Genomic DNA, 16,868 nt, shown 5'->3' with positions numbered 1-16,868 from the left:
GGTCTGCCATCGTGTTTATCGGGGCGCGATTTCCCGGTCGCGCCCGGCAAGTACGCCGCAGATGGCCATGACGACAGCGGCCAGCGCGCAGGCGAGAAGCGGGATCCGCCAGTCTCCAGCCGAATCGTGAATTTTGCCCATCAGCGGCGGACCGCAGGCGGCGAGCAGGTAACCAATAGACTGCGCCATACCGGACAACGCTGCCGCCTGGTGTGCGGAGCTGGCGCGCAGGCCGATGAACGTCAGGCCGAGGATCATCGTTGCCCCGGTACCAAAGCCAAATACCAGCGTCCACATCACCGCCATATCAGGCATAAACCACAAGCCTGCCGCGCTAACCGCGCACATCAGCCCAACCGCTCCGGCGATGGTTCGCTGATCCTTCAAGCGATGGAGGACGAGCGGAACGGCAAGCCCCGGCACGGCAGTAGCCAGCTGTAAAAGGCCATGCACCGAGCCGGCCTGCGCTTCGCTGAAGCCATGGCTGAGCAATATGGCCGGCAGCCAGCCGATGACAACGTAATAAATCAGCGAATTAATCCCCAGAAAGAGCGTCACCTGCCAGGCGAGTGCCGAGCGCCAGATCGCGCGGTTATGCAGCGCGCCGGCGCCCGTTACCGTTGCGACGTGTTTTTGGCGCCACTGCGGCAGCCAGAGCAACAGCGCGATCAGCGGAAATACCATCAGCATCAGCAGCGCGCCATGCCAGCCCGCATCACCCTGAGCCAGCGGAACGATCAGCGCCGAGCCTAGCGCGGCAGAGACACCCATCGTCAGGGAATAAGCGCCCGTGAGACGGGCAACCTGGCCCGGGAAATCACGCTTAATTAAGCCGGGCAGCAGCACATTTCCGAGCGCGATCCCACAGCCAATCACCGCCGTTCCGATGAAAAGCAGGGTAGCGGAAGGCAGGGAGCGAACCGCAATCCCGATGCAAATCAGCATCAGGGCGATAAACAGGCTGCGCTCCATGCCGATACGCCGGGCAACGCCTGCCGCGAGCGGGGAGACAAGAGCAAAGGCCAGCAGGGGCAGGGTGGTCAGTAGACCGGTCTGTGCCGTGCTTAAGCCATAATCAAGGCGAATGGTATCGAGCAGCGGGGCTGCTCCGGTAAAGGTGACGCGAAGCGTGGTGGCAATCATCAGAATGCCTGCAATCAACAGCGCGCCCTGTTTTCCTGAGGTGCGAAGAGCAGTAGTCATTGTGTTCTCATACGTTCAAGCGAGCGCACACAATACCGATTTTCTCAGCGGTTGAAATCAGGCTAAAATGACAGTTTATCGCTAATATCGGACAATCTGATGATTGGTCTGGGACTGGACGGCTACGATCCTGATAGCCAGCACGATGCGGCCGTCGCGTTTCGCATCCGCGTGGTGGCGGAAGAACAATATATTCCGCAGCATCAACACCGTAAGGGGCAGCTGATTCTGGCCCTTGGCGGCGCGATCACCTGCGAAGTGGAAAATGCCATGCTGATGGTACCGCCCCAGTACGCCGTCTGGATCCCAGGCCAAATGCCGCACAGCAACAGGGCTACGCCGGGGGCGCAGCTGTGCTTTTTGTTTATTGAGCCTGGTGCCGCCAGACTGCCCGACCGCTGCTGCACCCTGAAAATTTCTCCCCTCGTGCGGGAGCTGATTTTATCCCTGGCGGAGAAAACGCGTGAACAGCTGCATCTTGCGGCCACATCGCGCCTGGTGGACGTCCTGTTTGACGAGCTGCCGCTCCAGCGTCAGGAGCATCTGCAGCTGCCCGTCTCGCCCCACCCTAAAATCCGGCTGATGAGCGAGAAGATGGCGGAAGAGCCCGCTGCCTGGCAGACGCTGGCCCAGTGGGCGAGCCACTTTGCGATGAGCGAACGTAACCTGGCGCGGCTGGTGGTCAAAGAGACCGGCTTAAGCTTTCGTCGCTGGCGTCATCAGCTGCAGCTGATTGTGGCGTTACAGCATCTGATAAGCGGGAAATCGGTACAGCAGGTGGCACAAACGCTGGGCTATGACTCCACCACCGCGTTTATCACCATGTTCAGGAAGGGGCTGGGCCAGACGCCGGCGCGTTACATGGCCAGCCTGACTATGACTTCCCGATAAACAGGGAAACCAGCCCTGCCGCAATCAGCGGGCCCACCGGCACGCCGCGGAAGAGCGCCACGCCGAGCACGGTGCCCACCAGCAGGCCCGCCACCAGCGAGGGCTGGCTGCTCATCAGCGTAACGCCGCGCCCGCCCAGCCACGAGACAAAAATGCCTACCGCGATCGCCACCAGCGATTTCCAGTTCACAAACGAGTGCAGCAGCGTCGAAGCGGGAAGCGTTCCGCTGGCGATGGGTGCCATCACCCCGATGGTTAGAATGATGATCCCGATGGTGAGGCCTTGTTTTTCTATCCACGGGAAAAAGGTGTTTAACGGGGTCACGCGCACAATTATCAGCACCAGAATCGAGATGGCGACGGTGGTGTTGTGGCTGATAAACCCGAGCGCGGCGAGAGCCAGAAGAATGAGCAGAGTAGGGTCAAACATGGGGAGTCCTTGCCAGAATAGTTACCCTGCTTACTGTACGCGGAAAAGCGGCGGAGAACAGTTTTAAAAAGATTATATTGTTGTCATAACCTTGTCATTTGCGCGGATTAAAACGGAAGCAGGTATCGCAAAGGGGCCGCCATCATGCACGATCACATGTTTGTTGAAACGCTCATTATCTCCTCATCGTTTTTCGCTATTGCCGTGATTCTCGTTGCCTCCGTGCTGTTTCTGGAAAGAAGAGGCTAGCGCCGTCACGACGACGCTTTGTGGAAGTTAACAAGCTCAGGACGGGCAATGCGCAGGTAATCCTGGGTATCCATGATCACGGATTTCTCCAGTAAACCGGCGTTAAAGGCGATTTCGTCGAAACGCTCGAACAGAAGCGGGTCGGCAACCAGCGCTAAATCAGGATGGAAGCTAAAGGGCGGGATAGCGCCAAAAACGCAGGCGGTCAGGGTATCAACCTCGGCCGGGCTGGCGAGGGAGGCCTTAAGCCCGCCAAAGTGACTGGCAAGCTGGCTCAGATCGGCCTGCAGGTCGGCGGCCAGAATCGCCAGTACGTGTTTTTTAACGCCGTTGCCCTTCACTTTGCAGACCAGCGCTTTTGCGCCCTGGCGCAGATCGGTCCCGCGAATTTCACTCACCGCTTCGCATTTCCCCACCGCCTCGTGCTCCATGACGCGAAAACGCGCGCCCTGCGCGGTGAGTAAGGTGATCAGCTTCTGGTGGGTTCCAGCCCCAATAACGTCGTCAGTCATCACAATTTTCCCGGTGATAATCCAGTATGCAGCTTGCTACATTAGCACGGGATAAACGGGGTCGAAAGAAAACAGCCAGCGGATTCGCTGGCTGTGGGTTATGCATTGCTGGTTGCTGATTGTTTGTGGAACAGCTCCCTGAACACAGGATAAATATCATCCTGATCGCGGATATGCTGCATGGCAAAGTTATCGAACATGGACTGCAGATGTTCATACTCCCGCCACAGGGTCTGATGGGCGCGACGGGTGATTTCGATATAGCTGTAGTAACGCACCACCGGCAGAATTTTCTTCGCCAGGATCTCGTGACACAGCGGTGAGTCGTCGGCCCAGTTGTCGCCATCCGACGCCTGCGCGGCATAAATGTTCCACTGCGCCGGGTCGTAACGCTCTTTCACGACTTCATCCATCAGCTTCAGGGCGCTGGATACGATGGTCCCCCCGGTCTCCTGGGAGTAGAAGAACTCATGTTCATCCACCTCTTTGGCCTGGGTGTGATGGCGGATATAGACCACTTCCACGTTCTTATAGGTTCTGCTCAGGAACAGGTAGAGCAGGATATAGAAACGCTTCGCCATATCCTTGGTGGCCTGGTCCATCGAGCCGGAGACGTCCATCAGACAGAACATGACCGCCTGGCTGGAGGGTTCAGGCCGTTTTTCGTAGTTCTTGTAGCGCAGGTCGAAGGTGTCGATAAACGGCACGCGGTCAATCTTTGCTCTTAGCTCGGCAATCTCTTTACGCAGGCGCTCCTCTTCCAGCAGCTGCGCCGGCTCCGTGTTTTCCACGACCTTCAGGCTGCTTTCCAGCTCGCGCAGTTCGCGACGCTTGCCTGCCGTCATGGCCGTGCGACGCGCCAGCGAATTCTGCAGAGAACGCACAACGCTGATATTGGCGGGCACGCCGTTAGCGGTATAGCCCGCACGATGGGTTTTGTACTCGTTAAGCTGACGGTGCTGATTCTTTTTCAGATTCGGCAGCGCAAGGTCCTCAAACAGCAGGTCGAGATATTCATCTTTTGAAATCTGGAAAACGAACTCATCCTGACCTTCACCGTCCTGGCTGGCCTGTCCCTGACCGCTTCCTGAACCACCGCCGCCGCCCTGAGGGCGCTCAATTCTGTCGTTCTGAACGAAGTGGTCATTACCCGGGTGTACGCGATGGCGCAGGCCGCCGCGCCCCTGATGAAACATCGGTTCGCTGATGTCATCGGTAGGGATGGAGACAGACTCGCCGCTGTCGACGTCGGTCACCGAGCGTTTGTTGATGGCCTCGGAGATCGACTGTTTGATTTGCGCTTTGTAACGGCGCAAGAAGCGCTGGCGGTTCACCGTGCTCTTGTTTTTGCCGTTAAGACGCCGGTCAATAAACCAGGTCATATACCCCCCGTACTGCATTTGCCAACTTGCGTTTTTGTTGGCCCGGCAGGCGCAGGCGCTACCGGGCGCTTGTTTTAGGACGATTTACGCACGCGCAGATACCATTCGCAGAGCAGGCGAACCTGTTTGCGGGTGTAACCTTTTTCCATCATACGGTCGACAAAATCGTCGTGTTTCTTCTGCTCGTCGGTTGAGGTTTTGGTGTTAAACGAGATCACCGGCAGCAGCTCTTCGGTATTGGAGAACATCTTCTTCTCAATGACCGTGCGCAGCTTCTCGTAGCTGGTCCAGTTCGGATTGCGCCCGTTGTTATGCGCTCTGGCGCGCAGAACGAAGTTCACAATCTCATTGCGGAAGTCTTTCGGGTTGCTGATCCCGGCAGGCTTCTCAATTTTTTCCAGCTCCGCGTTCAGGGATTCACGGTCAAACAGCTGGCCGGTATCCGGGTCGCGGTACTCCTGATCCTGGATCCAGAAGTCAGCGTAGGTGACATAGCGGTCGAAAATGTTCTGCCCGTATTCTGAATAGGATTCCAGATAGGCCGTCTGGATCTCTTTGCCAATGAACTCGGCGTATTTCGGGATCAGGTAGCCTTTCAGGAACTCAAGGTAGCGTTCAGCCTGCTCCTGCGGGAACTGCTCGCGCTCGATTTGCTGCTCCAGCACGTAGAACAGATGAACCGGGTTGGCCGCCACTTCCGCGTGGTCGAAGTTAAAAACGCGGGAGAGGATCTTAAACGCGAAACGCGTGGACAGACCGTTCATCCCTTCATCAACCCCGGCGTAGTCGCGGTACTCCTGATAGGACTTCGCTTTCGGGTCGGTATCTTTCAGGCTTTCACCGTCGTAGACGCGCATTTTCGAATAGATGCTGGAGTTTTCCGGCTCTTTCAGGCGCGACAGGATGGAGAAGCGCGACAGCGTTTCCAGCGTGCCCGGTGCGCATGGCGCGTGTACCAGCTCGCTGTGGTTAAGCAGTTTCTCGTAAATTTTGATCTCTTCGGAGATCCGCAGGCAATAAGGCACCTTGACGATGTACACGCGGTCAAGGAAGGCCTCATTGTTTTTGTTATTACGGAAGGTCACCCATTCAGATTCGTTCGAGTGGGCGAGAATAATTCCGTTAAACGGCAGGGCGGAGATACCTTCCGTCCCGTTGTAGTTCCCTTCCTGGGTCGCCGTCAGCAGAGGATGCAGCACTTTAATCGGTGCTTTAAACATCTCGACGAACTCCATAATCCCCTGGTTGGCGCGGCACAGCGCGCCGGAATAGCCATAGGCATCCGGGTCGTTTTGTGCGAAGTTTTCCAGCTTACGGATATCGACTTTACCCACCAGCGCCGAGATATCCTGGTTGTTCTCATCACCCGGTTCCGTTTTGGCGATAGCGATCTGCTCAAGGATGGATGGCCACACCTTCACCACCCGGAATTTTGTGATATCACCGCCAAACTCGTGCAGGCGTTTTGCCGCCCACGGCGACATAATGGTGCCGAGGTAGCGGCGCGGAATGCCAAACTCTTTATCCAGAATTTGCGCATCTTCCTGCGGATTAAACAGGCACAGCGGATGGTCGTTCACCGGGCTGCGCTCGCCGTTGGCGCTCAGCACGTAAATCGGCACGCGCTGCATCAGCGACTTCAGGCGTTCAGCCAGCGAGGATTTACCGCCGCCGACGGGGCCGAGTAAATAGAGGATCTGTTTCTTCTCTTCCAGACCCTGGGCGGCATGCTTCAGATAGGAGACAATCTGTTCAATGGCATCTTCCATACCATAGAACTCTTCGAACGCCGGATATCGGGCAACCACCCGATTCGAAAACAGACGGGAAAGCCGTGGCTCCAGGGCAGTATCAACCATGTTTGGCTCACCAATAGCCATCAATAGCCGTTCTGCCGCATTGGCATAGGCACTGCGATCTTGCCGACAAATGGTAAGAAACTCCTGCAGTGTGAACTCTTCGTCCTTGGCAGCTTCGTAGCGCTGGCGATAGTGATCGAATATATTCATGGCATGCCGTCCTTTCGTTTTTTAGCACAGGATAAGAGCCGTTCGTATGAGTAGTGGAGGCTCCCGGAAGAGAATCTCTCGCACCCCACTGCCAGAGCAGCAACCTGTGTGCCAGGTCAGACGCTAAGAACCGCAGGTGTTCAGGAAAACTCTTCTTAAATTTAAGCGTAGATGGCATTTGCCAAACTTGCATGCTGAGAAAAACTAATTTCAATGACATATCAATAACTCATCCAAAAATTTCCACCCTGGTTATAAGGCTTAAGCACGTTTTTCATTCAGCGGTCATATAAATGAAAGCGGGTTGTCATCTGAAAAGTTAAAAATAATGGGTTAATCAGACTGATTAGCAGGCAAAAAATTTTGGGATGTACGGGAATGGCGGTTACACTTCACCCGCTGATTATTTGACTACAGGAAAGAATGGATTGTGACCAAACTCAAACTTCTGGCATTGGGCATCCTTGCCGCGACCGCAGTTAGCACCGCTCAGGCGGAAAGTCAGTGGACGGTGGGTGCGGGCGTTGGCGTCATTAACAGCCCATACAAACAGTATGACCGCGACGTTTATCCTGTCCCCGTTATCACCTACGAAGGCGATAACTTCTGGTTCCGCGGTCTCGGCGGCGGCTACTATCTGTGGAACGATACGGCCGATAAGCTTTCTATCATGGCCTACTACGATCCAACGCACTTCAAGCCGGGCGACAGCGACAGCCACGCGCTTCGCCAGCTAGACAAGCGCAAAAGCTCCATGATGGCCGGGCTTTCATACGTGCATAACACCCAGTATGGCTTCCTCCGTACGGCCCTGGCGGGTGATACGCTGGATAACAGCAACGGCTTTATCTGGGATCTGGCCTGGTTGTATCGCTATACCAACGGTGGGCTCACCCTGACCCCGGGTATCGGCGTGCAGTACAACAGTGAAAACTACAACGACTACTACTACGGCGTCTCTAAAAACGAGTCACGCCGCAGTGGGCTGAAAAGCTACAGCGCCGATGACGGCTGGGATCCTTACCTGGAGCTCACCGCGAGCTACAACTTCCTTGGCGACTGGAACGTCTACGGCACCGGCCGTTACGAACGTCTGAGCGACGAAGTGAAGGATAGCCCGATGGTTGATAAGTCCTGGGCTGGCATCTTCTCTGTGGGTGTGACCTACAAGTTCTGATTGTGCATTATTGCGGCGCAATCTTTGCATCAAAACGGGGCGCTTGCGCCCCGTTTGCTTTAGTGTGGTGCAGCGACATTATCGCTTAACGATGCGAATCGTCTGCCCTAAACGAGACGGCTTTTCTTCACTCGCTTTCTGCGGGGTGGTCACGCAGGCCGTTTCCACGCAGACGAACGTTTTGTAACCGTCATCCGGAATGTCGGCCATGCTGATGGAGAGGGCAGGGCCCGGGTTCCAGCCCACCACGTTGCTGTGATGGTGATGAACCACCTCAATGCCGCGGTTCAGGGCACCGTCGTGGATCACGCTGCACGCTTCCGGGTGCAGATAGACGCGGTCGGTACGGTCCGGGAACGCCTGAACGCCGTCGCTCAGTTTGCCTTCCTTCGCGTTATCAACTTTATCGATAAAGGTATCGCCCAGGCCGCTCACCTTCACTGCGCTGATGTCACCCACGTTGAAGTAGGTATGCAGGGCAGAGGTAGTGTCGAACTCGCCGTGGGCTTCCAGCTCAATCTCGCAGCTTTGACCCAGCTTGAAGCGGGCATACAGGGTGAAATCATGCGGCCACAGGGCGCGGGTTTCGTCATTAGCCTGCAGCTCAAAGGTCAGCACTGCGCCGTTGTCGTCTTCGTTATGCGCCTTCAGCGTCCACTGCTGGTTACGGGCGAAACCGTGCGAAGGTAAACCCGGCTGTGCGGACGGGCCAAACCACGGCCAGCAGATTGGCACGCCGCCGCGAATCGCATCCCCTTTTTTGAACGAGGTGGCGTCGCTCAGCCACAGCGCTTCCGCTTCGCCTTCCGGTTTCCAGGAGAGCAGGTGCGCACCGTTCAGCGCCACGGAGGCTTTAACGCGCGGATGGTCAACGACGATAACGTCGGCACCGTCAATCTGACGGCGGGAGAGCACAGGGGTAAGTTGTTCGACTACCGGAAGTGCAAAAATTTTATTAATCATTAAGCAATCCTCTGTCTAAAAACAATAAAAAAGGCGACCGAAGTCGCCTTTTTGGATCAATCACTCATCTCAACTTATTTGGAGATGTGAGCGATCAGGTCCAGTACTTTGTTAGAGTAGCCAGTTTCGTTGTCGTACCAGGAAACCAGTTTCACGAAGTTGTCGTTCAGTGCGATACCTGCTTTAGCATCGAACACGGAAGTGCACACTTCGCCGTTGAAATCGGTAGATACAACGTCGTCTTCGGTGTAGCCCAGAACGCCTTTCATTGCGCCTTCGGAAGCAGCTTTGATTGCTTTCTTAATTTCTTCGTAAGAAGCAGCTTTTTCCAGACGAACGGTCAGGTCAACAACGGATACGTTAGGAGTTGGAACGCGGAACGCCATACCAGTCAGTTTGCCATTCAGTTCTGGCAGTACTTTACCTACAGCTTTAGCAGCACCGGTAGAGGATGGGATGATGTTCTGAGCCGCGCCACGGCCGCCGCGCCAGTCTTTGTGAGACGGGCCGTCAACGGTTTTCTGAGTAGCGGTGGTCGCGTGAACGGTAGTCATCAGACCTTCGATGATGCCGAAGTTGTCGTTGATAACTTTAGCCAGCGGTGCCAGGCAGTTGGTGGTGCAGGATGCGTTAGAAACGATGTCCTGGCCAGCGTAAGTTTCGAAGTTTGCACCGCGAACGAACATTGGGGTGTTGTCTTTGGAAGGACCAGTCAGAACAACTTTCTTCGCACCCGCAGTGATGTGTTTACGTGCAGTTTCGTCGGTCAGGAAGATACCGGTTGCTTCAGCAACAACGTCAACACCGATTTCGTTCCATTTCAGGTTAGCTGGGTCTTTCTCAGCAGTAACGCGGATGGTTTTGCCGTTAACAACCAGGTGGCCGTCTTTCACTTCAACGGTGCCGTCGAAACGACCGTGAGTTGAGTCGTACTTCAGCATGTACGCCATGTATTCAGCGTCCAGGAGATCGTTGATACCAACGATTTCGATGTCAGAACGTTTCTGAGCAGCACGGAAAACAATACGGCCGATACGGCCAAAACCGTTGATACCTACTTTGATAGTCATATATTCCACCAGCTATTTGTTAGTGAATAAAAGGTTGCCTGTAAAATTACAAAAACCTTACGCAGCGTCAAGCGGAATCGTGTCAATCATTGCGACAAATCAATCCTGTGACTAACGTTTGTGCGACTGACTCGCCTCACTTTCCCTTTGAGCTTGCAACCACATGGGGGCTGCGCCCGGAATTTTAAAGTCCTCGCAGGATAAAAATGTGAACATGATCACAATTGCCTGACCGCCTTTTCGCGACACATAAGTTTAGAACAAAAGTGCACGCAAGGGTGTTAATGTTTTGTTAGAATCCGGGTTAAAAGATGTCTGTTTCTACAGCGAGATGTAAGCATATGTCGAACCAACGTAACCCTGACGATTTGAAAAAAAACCTCACAGAAATGCAGTTTTACGTGACGCAGAATCACGGCACGGAGCCGCCATTTACCGGGCGTTTACTGCACAATAAGCGAGACGGCGTCTATCACTGTCTGGTCTGTGATGCCCCGCTGTTCAATTCACAAACGAAATACGATTCCGGCTGCGGCTGGCCGAGCTTTTACGAGCCGGTGAGCGATGACGCAATCCGCTATCTGACGGACTCGTCGCACGGTATGGTGCGCACGGAAATTCGCTGCGGCAACTGCGACGCGCATCTGGGCCACGTTTTCCCGGACGGTCCTCAGCCAACGGGTGAGCGTTTCTGCGTAAATTCAGCTTCTCTGAGCTTCAGCGACGATGAAAACGGCGACCAGATCAAGGGTTGAAAAAACGATTCAGCAAATTATTCCTTTGAAAGGGAGAGATCGTGAATATTGAGGACATGATTAACGGGATGACCCCGGAAGTTTATCAGCGTCTGGTGACCGCCGTTGAGCTGGGTAAATGGCCCGACGGTGTGGCCCTGACGCCTGAGCAAAAAGAGAACAGTCTGCAGCTGGTGATGCTGTGGCAGGCGCGCAACAACACTGATGCGCAGCACATGACTATCGACACCAACGGTCAGATGGTGATGAAGAGCAAGCGCGAGCTGAAGGAAGATTTTGGCATCACGCCGAAGCCGATTGCGACGATGAAAATGCAATAACGGTGCGGGTTGATGCCCTTACACCCAGCCCTCTCCCACGGGGAGAGGGCTTGATGTCTTACTACTTATGCGGGATCCCGAGCGACTCCGCCAGCTGTTTCGCTAACTGATTATTGTCGTCCGCCCCGTACTCCCAGAACATCGCCCCGGCGAGGCCTTTCTCTTTGATGTAGTCCGCCTTGATCGCGACGGAACGCGGGTTCTCATACGAAATCGCAAACAGCGCGTTGCCATCGGCACCCTTTACCGAGAGCCACGGTACCTTCGCCTGGTCGTCCCAGTGCTCGGTAAAACGCTTCTGCGGATCGTTCAGCAGCTTCTTCACGATATCGTTGTACTTCACGTAGGTATCTTTGGTCAGGTCATAGCCGAGCGACTTAAACAGGCCGATCTCCTGCGGTCCAAAGTAGGGCTGGGTGACCGGATTTTTTTGCGCGTCCGGCTTGCTCCAGTCAATGCCCGGTTCAACCGCACGTTTCGGTACGCGGCCGTAAAAACCGATCCCGAGGTTCATCTGCTTTGGCTTAAGTCCGGCGGCCAGATAGTTGTTCACCACAAAATCGACGCTGTATTTATCGGCGGCAGCCACCGTTGGCCAGGCGCTGGAGTCATACAGGTTCGCGTTGAAATACTGGGTGCCGTACGCCATGTCGTAGGTCATCAGGTTGATGTAGTCGAGGAGCGGGGCGATGGCTTTGACATCCACCCAGCTTTTCGGACTTTCCGCATTCGCGCCCACCGCAATGGTCACCAGCTTTTTCTGCCCGAACGCGTCGCGCATCTCTTTCAGCAGGGCGGTGAAGTTATCCCTGTCGGCGGGCGTGCTTGCAACCAGCCCCCACGCGCCGTTGACCGGATACTCCCAGTCGAGATCGATCCCGTCCAGGCCGTATTTCTCAACAATCTCCTGCGCGGAGCGGATAAACACCGCGCGACTCTCTTTGGTTGCCGCTGCGCCAGAGAAACCGCGCGCCCCCCAGCCGCCAACTGAGAGCAGGACTTTCAGATTCGGGTTTTGTTTACGCAGGGTCGGGATGAGGGCCAGATCGGACGCCACTTTTGGCGACAGCCAGATTTGAGACAGTTTCGCCGGATCTTTCAGCGCGGCGTTGGTCTCGTCTTTCTCGTCGTTATAAACAAGCCCAAACGAGTAGTTCAGGTGGGTGATCTGACGAACGTCCAGCTTATTGATATCGCCACCCGGTCCGGCGGTGACATCGCCACCCCCGTTAAAGTAGCCCACGGACATCAGAGGCGCGGCGGAAGCAAGCGACGCGCAAAGCAAGGGTAATGCTGCCAGCAGGGGCAAACGTTTCATACAAGTTCCTCTTTGACTTAATAAAAATAACCACGCCACTGAAAAGGCGTGGCGAAAAAACAGCCTGTTGAGAATAGCATTGCCGCTTCGCCTGGGATGCGAGGGAGTTCACTTAATGGGAGATCGGAGTGGGTTGTTTTGCCGGGTAAGCGTCAGCGCCACCCGGCTAAAAAGGCTACGCCTGCGTTTCCAGCCAGTCTGCCAGCGTATACAGCGTTGCGCCTTCAGCGGCCATATCCATAAACGCCTGAGCGCTGTCCTGCGGTTGGATGTTCACCCCGCGACAGCCGTCGGTGATGACGCTAACGGCATAACCCAGCTGGAGCGCGTCCAGCACGGTAAACTTCACGCAGTAATCCGTCGCCAGACCCAGCACGATCAGCTCCGTGATTTCATGGTGACGTAACCACGCGTCCAGCGCCGTCTTCTGGCGATGCCCGTTATCAAAAAACGCGCTGTAGCTATCGATAGCCGGGTTTTCACCTTTATGAAATACCGCGTCGATGGCCTTCTGATTCAGGAGCGGGTGCAGCTCCGCGCCTTCCGTCTGCTGCACGCAGTGATCCGGCCAGAAGGTTTGCGCCAGCCCGTCGAGTTCCCCCTGGGTGAAAGGCTCGACGTTGTGCTGGCTGGCAAAGCTGCCGTGGTTTGCAGGGTGCCAGTCCTGGCTTGCGACAACCGCTTCACCGCGGGCTTTGCACCAGTCAATCAGCGTATTTGCCACGTCAACGGTGCTGTCACCTTCGGCGACGGCCAGCGCGCCGCCCGCGCAGAAATCATTTTGCAAATCGACCAGTAGCAGGGCGCGTTGCTTCATGAGAGCTCCTTATTCGTCCGGGGTCAGCTCGCCGCGCAGGTTTTGCATCATCGCGCGGCGAATGGACTGAATGTCCAGATCCTGACTCAGTAAATAGTGAAGTTTAGTCAGCGTCGCCTCAACGGTCATATCGAAGCCGCTGATCACCCCCGCGTGCGCCAGCGCGTTGCCGGTGGCATAGCCGCCCATGTTCACTTTGCCAGACATGCACTGGGTCAGGTTCACCACCACAATTCCGCGCTCGCTGGCTTCCTGAAGCTCCTTCAGGAATTCGCCGTTCTGCGGGGCGTTGCCGACGCCATAGGAGCGCAGGATCAGCGCCTTAACCGGCTGGCGCAGGAAGTTGCGCACCACGTCCGCGGAGATGCCCGGATAAATGGTGACGACGCCAATCGGCTGTGGGGTAATCGGGTGCACAATCAGCTCACCGGCGGTGTTCGGCGCCGGAGGCGTTCCCAGTCGACGGATATGAATACCGGCTTCCAGCAGCGGCTGCAGGTTAGGTGAGGCAAAGGCGTCAAAACCGTCGGCATGGGCTTTGGTGGTGCGGTTGCCCCGGTACAGACGGTTGTTAAAGAATAGCGACACTTCGTTGATCGGGTAATTCGCCGCCACGTACAGGGAGTTCAGCAGGTTGATTTGCCCGTCGGAGCGCAGCTCCGCCAGCGGAATTTGCGACCCGGTAACGATAACCGGCTTGCTCAGGTTCTCCAGCATGAAGGAGAGCGCCGAGGCGGTAAACGCCATGGTGTCGGTGCCGTGCAGGATCACGAAGCCGTCGTACTGGTCGTAATGGGCTTTAATGTCATCCGCGATGTGCTGCCAGTCTTCCGGCGTCATGTCGGAGGAGTCCATCAGCGGCTCGTATTCGTGGATGGTGAAGTCAGGCATTTCCGGACGGTGGAATTCAGGCATCAGCGCAAGCTGACGCTGCAGATGGCCGGAGACGGGGATATAGCCATTTTCAGAGCGCTGCATACCGATGGTACCGCCAGTGTAGGCTACATAAATCGATTTCTTCTGCATGGTAGTGAGTTCTTGTTCTTCAAAAGAAAAAAATCCCCTCTTCACGGGAAGAGGGGACGGTTTTTAACGGACGTTAGCGCAGGTCAGGCAAAACGCGTAACGACTTTGTGGATCGTTAAAGGCCGCGAGCTTATCGCTTTCCGCCTTCATCGCTTTCGCCGCCGTGGCAACCGGGGCCGGCAGGTACGCCTGCAGCGCCTCCGGCAGCATGGCGCGAACGGAAACAGACATGCTGTCCATCACCATATCGAAGAACGACGGCTCGTCCTGATAATACTCAATATGCCACTGCTTGAGCTTCGCCAGTTCGGCGGCTTTCTTCACCGCGTCGTCGAAGTCGCCCAGGCTATCGACCAGACCGTTACTCTTCGCATCCTGTCCGGTCCAGACGTGGCCCTGTGCAATCTGGTCAATCTGCTCAGGCGTCTTCTTACGCGATTCGGCAACCAGCGTGATAAAGCGCTTATAGCCGTTCTCAATGCTCAGCTGCATCATCTCTGAAACTTCCGGCGGCAGGGATTTGGTCATCGACACATCCGCCAGCGGTGACGTGGAAACGCCATCGGTATGCACGCCCAGATAATCCAGACTGTTTTCCACGGTGTTAATCACCCCGAAGATGCCAATCGAGCCGGTCAGCGTGCTTGGGTTCGCCACAATGTAGTTGGCAGGCGTAGAGATCCAGTACCCGCCAGACGCGGCCATGCCGCCCATGGATACGACGACCGGCTTGCCCGCCGCGCGAGCCGCGGCCAGCTCGGCGCGGATCACTTCGGAGGCGCTCACGCTGCCGCCAGGGCTGTTCACCCGCAGAACAATCGCTTTCACTTTCGGGTCAAGGCGTGCGTCGCGGATTTGCGACGCGGTGGTGTCACCGCCGACGTTACCCGGCGTTTCCTGGCCGTCCATGATGGCGCCGTTAGCAAACACCACGGCTACGCTGTCGCCGCTGTCGTCCGGCTTTTTCGCAGCATAGTCATACATGCTGATGGCGCTGTAGTTTTTGTCCTCTTTGCTCCAGCCAAACTGTTTGGTCAGGGCTTTTTCGACATCCGCACTGGTGCCCAGCGCGTCAACCAGCTTATTGTCGAGCGCATATTTCGCGGTATCGCCGTCGACCTTGCGCAGACCGTCCAGCATGCCGCGAGCGCCAGGGAACACCTGTTCAGCGGTAATTTGACGGTTAGCGGCAACGGTGCCGAGATAGTTCTGCCACAGCTCGCCAATCCAGCGGCTGTCCGCTTCACGGGCGGCAGGAGACATATCGTCGCGGATAAACGGCTCCACGGCAGATTTATAGGTGCCGACGCGGAAGACGTGGGTGGTGACCTTCAGCTTGTCGAGCAGCGATTTGTAGTACAGGCCGTTGGTGGCAAAGCCGTGCAAATCGACCGTCCCCTGCGGAGAAAGCCAGATCTTATTGGCGAAGCTCGCCAGATAATATTGCCCCTGGCTGTAGCTGTCGCCCACGGCAATCACCGGCTTGCCGCTGTCGCGGAACTCGCGCAGCGCTTTACCGATGTACTGCATGGAAGGCTGGTCGCCGCCGGCAAAATCTTTCAGATCCAGCACGATCCCGGTGATGTTTCGGTCGTCTTTGGCCTGACGGATGGTATCGACGATATCGAACAGGGAGTTCTCCTGCAGGCGGTCTGACGTCGCGCCAAACAGCTGGCGGCTGATAACCCCCAGACGGTTGCTGGTGGACGGTTTATCAACGATCACGCCGGTGATATCGAGTAACAGGGCCCCGCGAGTCGAATGCTGCGCCTGATTCGCGTTGCTGATATGCATCCAGATGCCCGCGCAAACCAGAACCAGCAGGATGAAGAAGATGTTCATCACCAGGTTGCGGACGAAGTTGAGCAGTCGCCACGTCCATTTAAAGAAACCGGCAAAGATTCGCCAAAGGGTTCGCATGTATTCTCCCTAACCAGAAAATGACTGTTTCCGTCGCCACTGGACGGTAATGTTGGGTTATCGTAATGACCCAACCGCCACTTGTCAGCAGGAATCGCCTGCCAGGCTGTAACAAAATCTGCCGTCGTGTTAATTTTGTGAGTAAATTTCAAGAAAGGAGTTAACCAATGGATGCACTCGAACTGCTTGTTAACCGTCGTAGCGCGTCACGTCTGGCTGAACCCGCCCCTGCGGGCGAGCAGCTGGAAAACATTCTGCGTGCCGGTATGCGTGCCCCGGATCATGGCACGCTGCAGCCATGGCACTTCTTTGTGATTGAAGGCGAAGGCCGCGATCGTTTCAGCCAGCTGCTGGAGCAGGGGGCAGTTGCCGCCGGGCAGGATGAGAAAGGTATCGACAAGGCACGCAATGCCCCGTTCCGTGCCCCGATGATTATCGCTGTCGTGGCGAAATGCCAGGCCGACCATAAGGTGCCGGTCTGGGAGCAGGAAATGTCTGCCGGCTGTGCGGTGATGGCGATGCAGATGGCCGCCGTTGCGCAGGGCTTTAACGGTATCTGGCGCACCGGTCCGCTGACCGAGAGCGCCGCCGTGCGGGCAGGGTTCTCCTGCGGCGAGCACGACAAAATTGTCGGCTTCCTCTACCTCGGCACCCCGCAGCTTAAAGCCTCCAGCACCATTAGCGTGCCGGACACCACGCCTTTCGTCAGCCGTTTTTAATTACACGCGCTAAACTGTCTGGATTCTGAGCATCCGCCGCAGAATTCAGACAGTCATACTTACCTCTTTATGGAATGAGCGCTACCATAGCGCGATTGAGATGACAG

The 16,868-nt window shown here is 56.0% G+C and carries 17 protein-coding genes; 6 read left to right on the top strand and 11 right to left on the bottom strand.

The features are described 5' to 3' along the window. Positions 1-15: 15 nt before the first annotated feature. Positions 16-1,203: a CynX/NimT family MFS transporter gene (locus tag UTO39_RS05145; protein WP_320726635.1), complete on the bottom strand. Its 1,188-nt coding sequence runs from the start codon at positions 1,201-1,203 to the stop codon at positions 16-18. 99 nt (positions 1,204-1,302) lie between these two features. On the opposite strand from UTO39_RS05145, the gene UTO39_RS05140 reads away from it, so the two are divergent. After that, on the top strand, positions 1,303-2,094 hold the full coding sequence (locus tag UTO39_RS05140) for a helix-turn-helix transcriptional regulator (protein ID WP_320726634.1): 792 nt from the start codon (positions 1,303-1,305) through the stop codon (positions 2,092-2,094). Here UTO39_RS05140 and UTO39_RS05135 read toward each other — a convergent pair. Then, the gene (locus UTO39_RS05135) at positions 2,078-2,524 is read right to left on the bottom strand and encodes a DUF441 domain-containing protein (protein ID WP_008500737.1); all 447 of its coding nucleotides are present in this window, start codon (positions 2,522-2,524) and stop codon (positions 2,078-2,080) included. The two genes, UTO39_RS05140 and UTO39_RS05135, sit on opposite strands and share 17 nt — an antisense overlap. A 144-nt stretch (positions 2,525-2,668) precedes the next feature. Between UTO39_RS05135 and yoaI the strand changes: the two genes are divergently transcribed. Then, positions 2,669-2,773 carry a small membrane protein YoaI gene (yoaI, locus tag UTO39_RS05130; protein ID WP_151413204.1) on the top strand — a complete coding sequence of 35 codons (105 nt, stop codon included), beginning with the start codon at positions 2,669-2,671 and terminating at the stop codon, positions 2,771-2,773. Positions 2,774-2,778: 5 nt separating this feature from the next. Here the strand turns inward: yoaI and UTO39_RS05125 are convergent, their stop codons facing one another. The 3 genes from UTO39_RS05125 to yeaG form a co-directional block, all read right to left on the bottom strand. Next, positions 2,779-3,285, bottom strand: coding sequence for a YbaK/prolyl-tRNA synthetase associated domain-containing protein (locus tag UTO39_RS05125; protein ID WP_151413270.1), 507 nt, complete (start codon positions 3,283-3,285; stop codon positions 2,779-2,781). Between the two features lie 98 nt (positions 3,286-3,383). Continuing rightward, positions 3,384-4,667 (bottom strand): YeaH/YhbH family protein, encoded by a 1,284-nt coding sequence (locus UTO39_RS05120; protein WP_028012767.1) that lies wholly within the window; start codon positions 4,665-4,667, stop codon positions 3,384-3,386. Positions 4,668-4,741: 74 nt separating this feature from the next. Beyond that, positions 4,742-6,676, bottom strand: a complete 1,935-nt coding sequence (gene yeaG / locus UTO39_RS05115; RefSeq protein WP_014883443.1) for a protein kinase YeaG — start codon at positions 6,674-6,676, stop codon at positions 4,742-4,744. A gap of 430 nt (positions 6,677-7,106) precedes the next feature. Here yeaG and UTO39_RS05110 point away from each other — a divergent pair, with 430 nt between their 5' ends. After that, positions 7,107-7,853, top strand: a complete 747-nt coding sequence (locus UTO39_RS05110; RefSeq protein ID WP_041910477.1) for a MipA/OmpV family protein — start codon at positions 7,107-7,109, stop codon at positions 7,851-7,853. Between the two features lie 78 nt (positions 7,854-7,931). On the opposite strand, the gene UTO39_RS05105 is transcribed toward UTO39_RS05110, so the two are convergent. Both UTO39_RS05105 and gapA read right to left on the bottom strand, forming a co-directional pair. Then, positions 7,932-8,816 carry a D-hexose-6-phosphate mutarotase gene (locus tag UTO39_RS05105; protein ID WP_061098532.1) on the bottom strand — a complete coding sequence of 295 codons (885 nt, stop codon included), beginning with the start codon at positions 8,814-8,816 and terminating at the stop codon, positions 7,932-7,934. 74 nt (positions 8,817-8,890) lie between these two features. Beyond that, positions 8,891-9,886: a glyceraldehyde-3-phosphate dehydrogenase gene (gene gapA / locus UTO39_RS05100; RefSeq protein ID WP_014831506.1), complete on the bottom strand. Its 996-nt coding sequence runs from the start codon at positions 9,884-9,886 to the stop codon at positions 8,891-8,893. A 341-nt stretch (positions 9,887-10,227) separates the two neighbouring features. Between gapA and msrB the strand changes: the two genes are divergently transcribed. Beyond that, positions 10,228-10,641 (top strand): peptide-methionine (R)-S-oxide reductase MsrB, encoded by a 414-nt coding sequence (msrB, locus tag UTO39_RS05095; protein ID WP_013097052.1) that lies wholly within the window; start codon positions 10,228-10,230, stop codon positions 10,639-10,641. 41 nt (positions 10,642-10,682) lie between these two features. Then, entirely contained in the window at positions 10,683-10,961 is a 279-nt protein-coding gene (locus tag UTO39_RS05090) for a YeaC family protein (protein WP_061098531.1), read from the top strand. A 61-nt stretch (positions 10,962-11,022) separates the two neighbouring features. On the opposite strand, the gene UTO39_RS05085 is transcribed toward UTO39_RS05090, so the two are convergent. From UTO39_RS05085 to sppA, 4 genes are all read right to left on the bottom strand, one after another. Next, on the bottom strand, positions 11,023-12,279 hold the full coding sequence (locus UTO39_RS05085; RefSeq protein ID WP_320726633.1) for a glycoside hydrolase family 18 protein: 1,257 nt from the start codon (positions 12,277-12,279) through the stop codon (positions 11,023-11,025). A 175-nt stretch (positions 12,280-12,454) separates the two neighbouring features. Beyond that, on the bottom strand, positions 12,455-13,096 hold the full coding sequence (gene pncA / locus UTO39_RS05080; protein WP_320726632.1) for a bifunctional nicotinamidase/pyrazinamidase: 642 nt from the start codon (positions 13,094-13,096) through the stop codon (positions 12,455-12,457). Between the two features lie 9 nt (positions 13,097-13,105). Then, positions 13,106-14,122 (bottom strand): asparaginase, encoded by a 1,017-nt coding sequence (ansA, locus tag UTO39_RS05075; protein WP_028012774.1) that lies wholly within the window; start codon positions 14,120-14,122, stop codon positions 13,106-13,108. Positions 14,123-14,185: 63 nt separating this feature from the next. Then, positions 14,186-16,042, bottom strand: a complete 1,857-nt coding sequence (gene sppA, locus UTO39_RS05070) for a signal peptide peptidase SppA (protein ID WP_320726631.1) — start codon at positions 16,040-16,042, stop codon at positions 14,186-14,188. 167 nt (positions 16,043-16,209) lie between these two features. On the opposite strand from sppA, the gene UTO39_RS05065 reads away from it, so the two are divergent. Further along, the gene (locus UTO39_RS05065) at positions 16,210-16,761 is read left to right on the top strand and encodes an NAD(P)H nitroreductase (RefSeq protein ID WP_045261605.1); all 552 of its coding nucleotides are present in this window, start codon (positions 16,210-16,212) and stop codon (positions 16,759-16,761) included. Positions 16,762-16,868: the final 107 nt, after the last annotated feature.

The sequence above is a fragment of the Enterobacter sp. 118C5 genome (genome assembly GCF_034107645.1).
Classification (GTDB): Bacteria; Pseudomonadota; Gammaproteobacteria; order Enterobacterales; family Enterobacteriaceae; genus Enterobacter; species Enterobacter nematophilus.
Note: the sequence above shows the minus strand (reverse complement) of the source record. Positions and strands in the feature narration are given on the sequence as shown.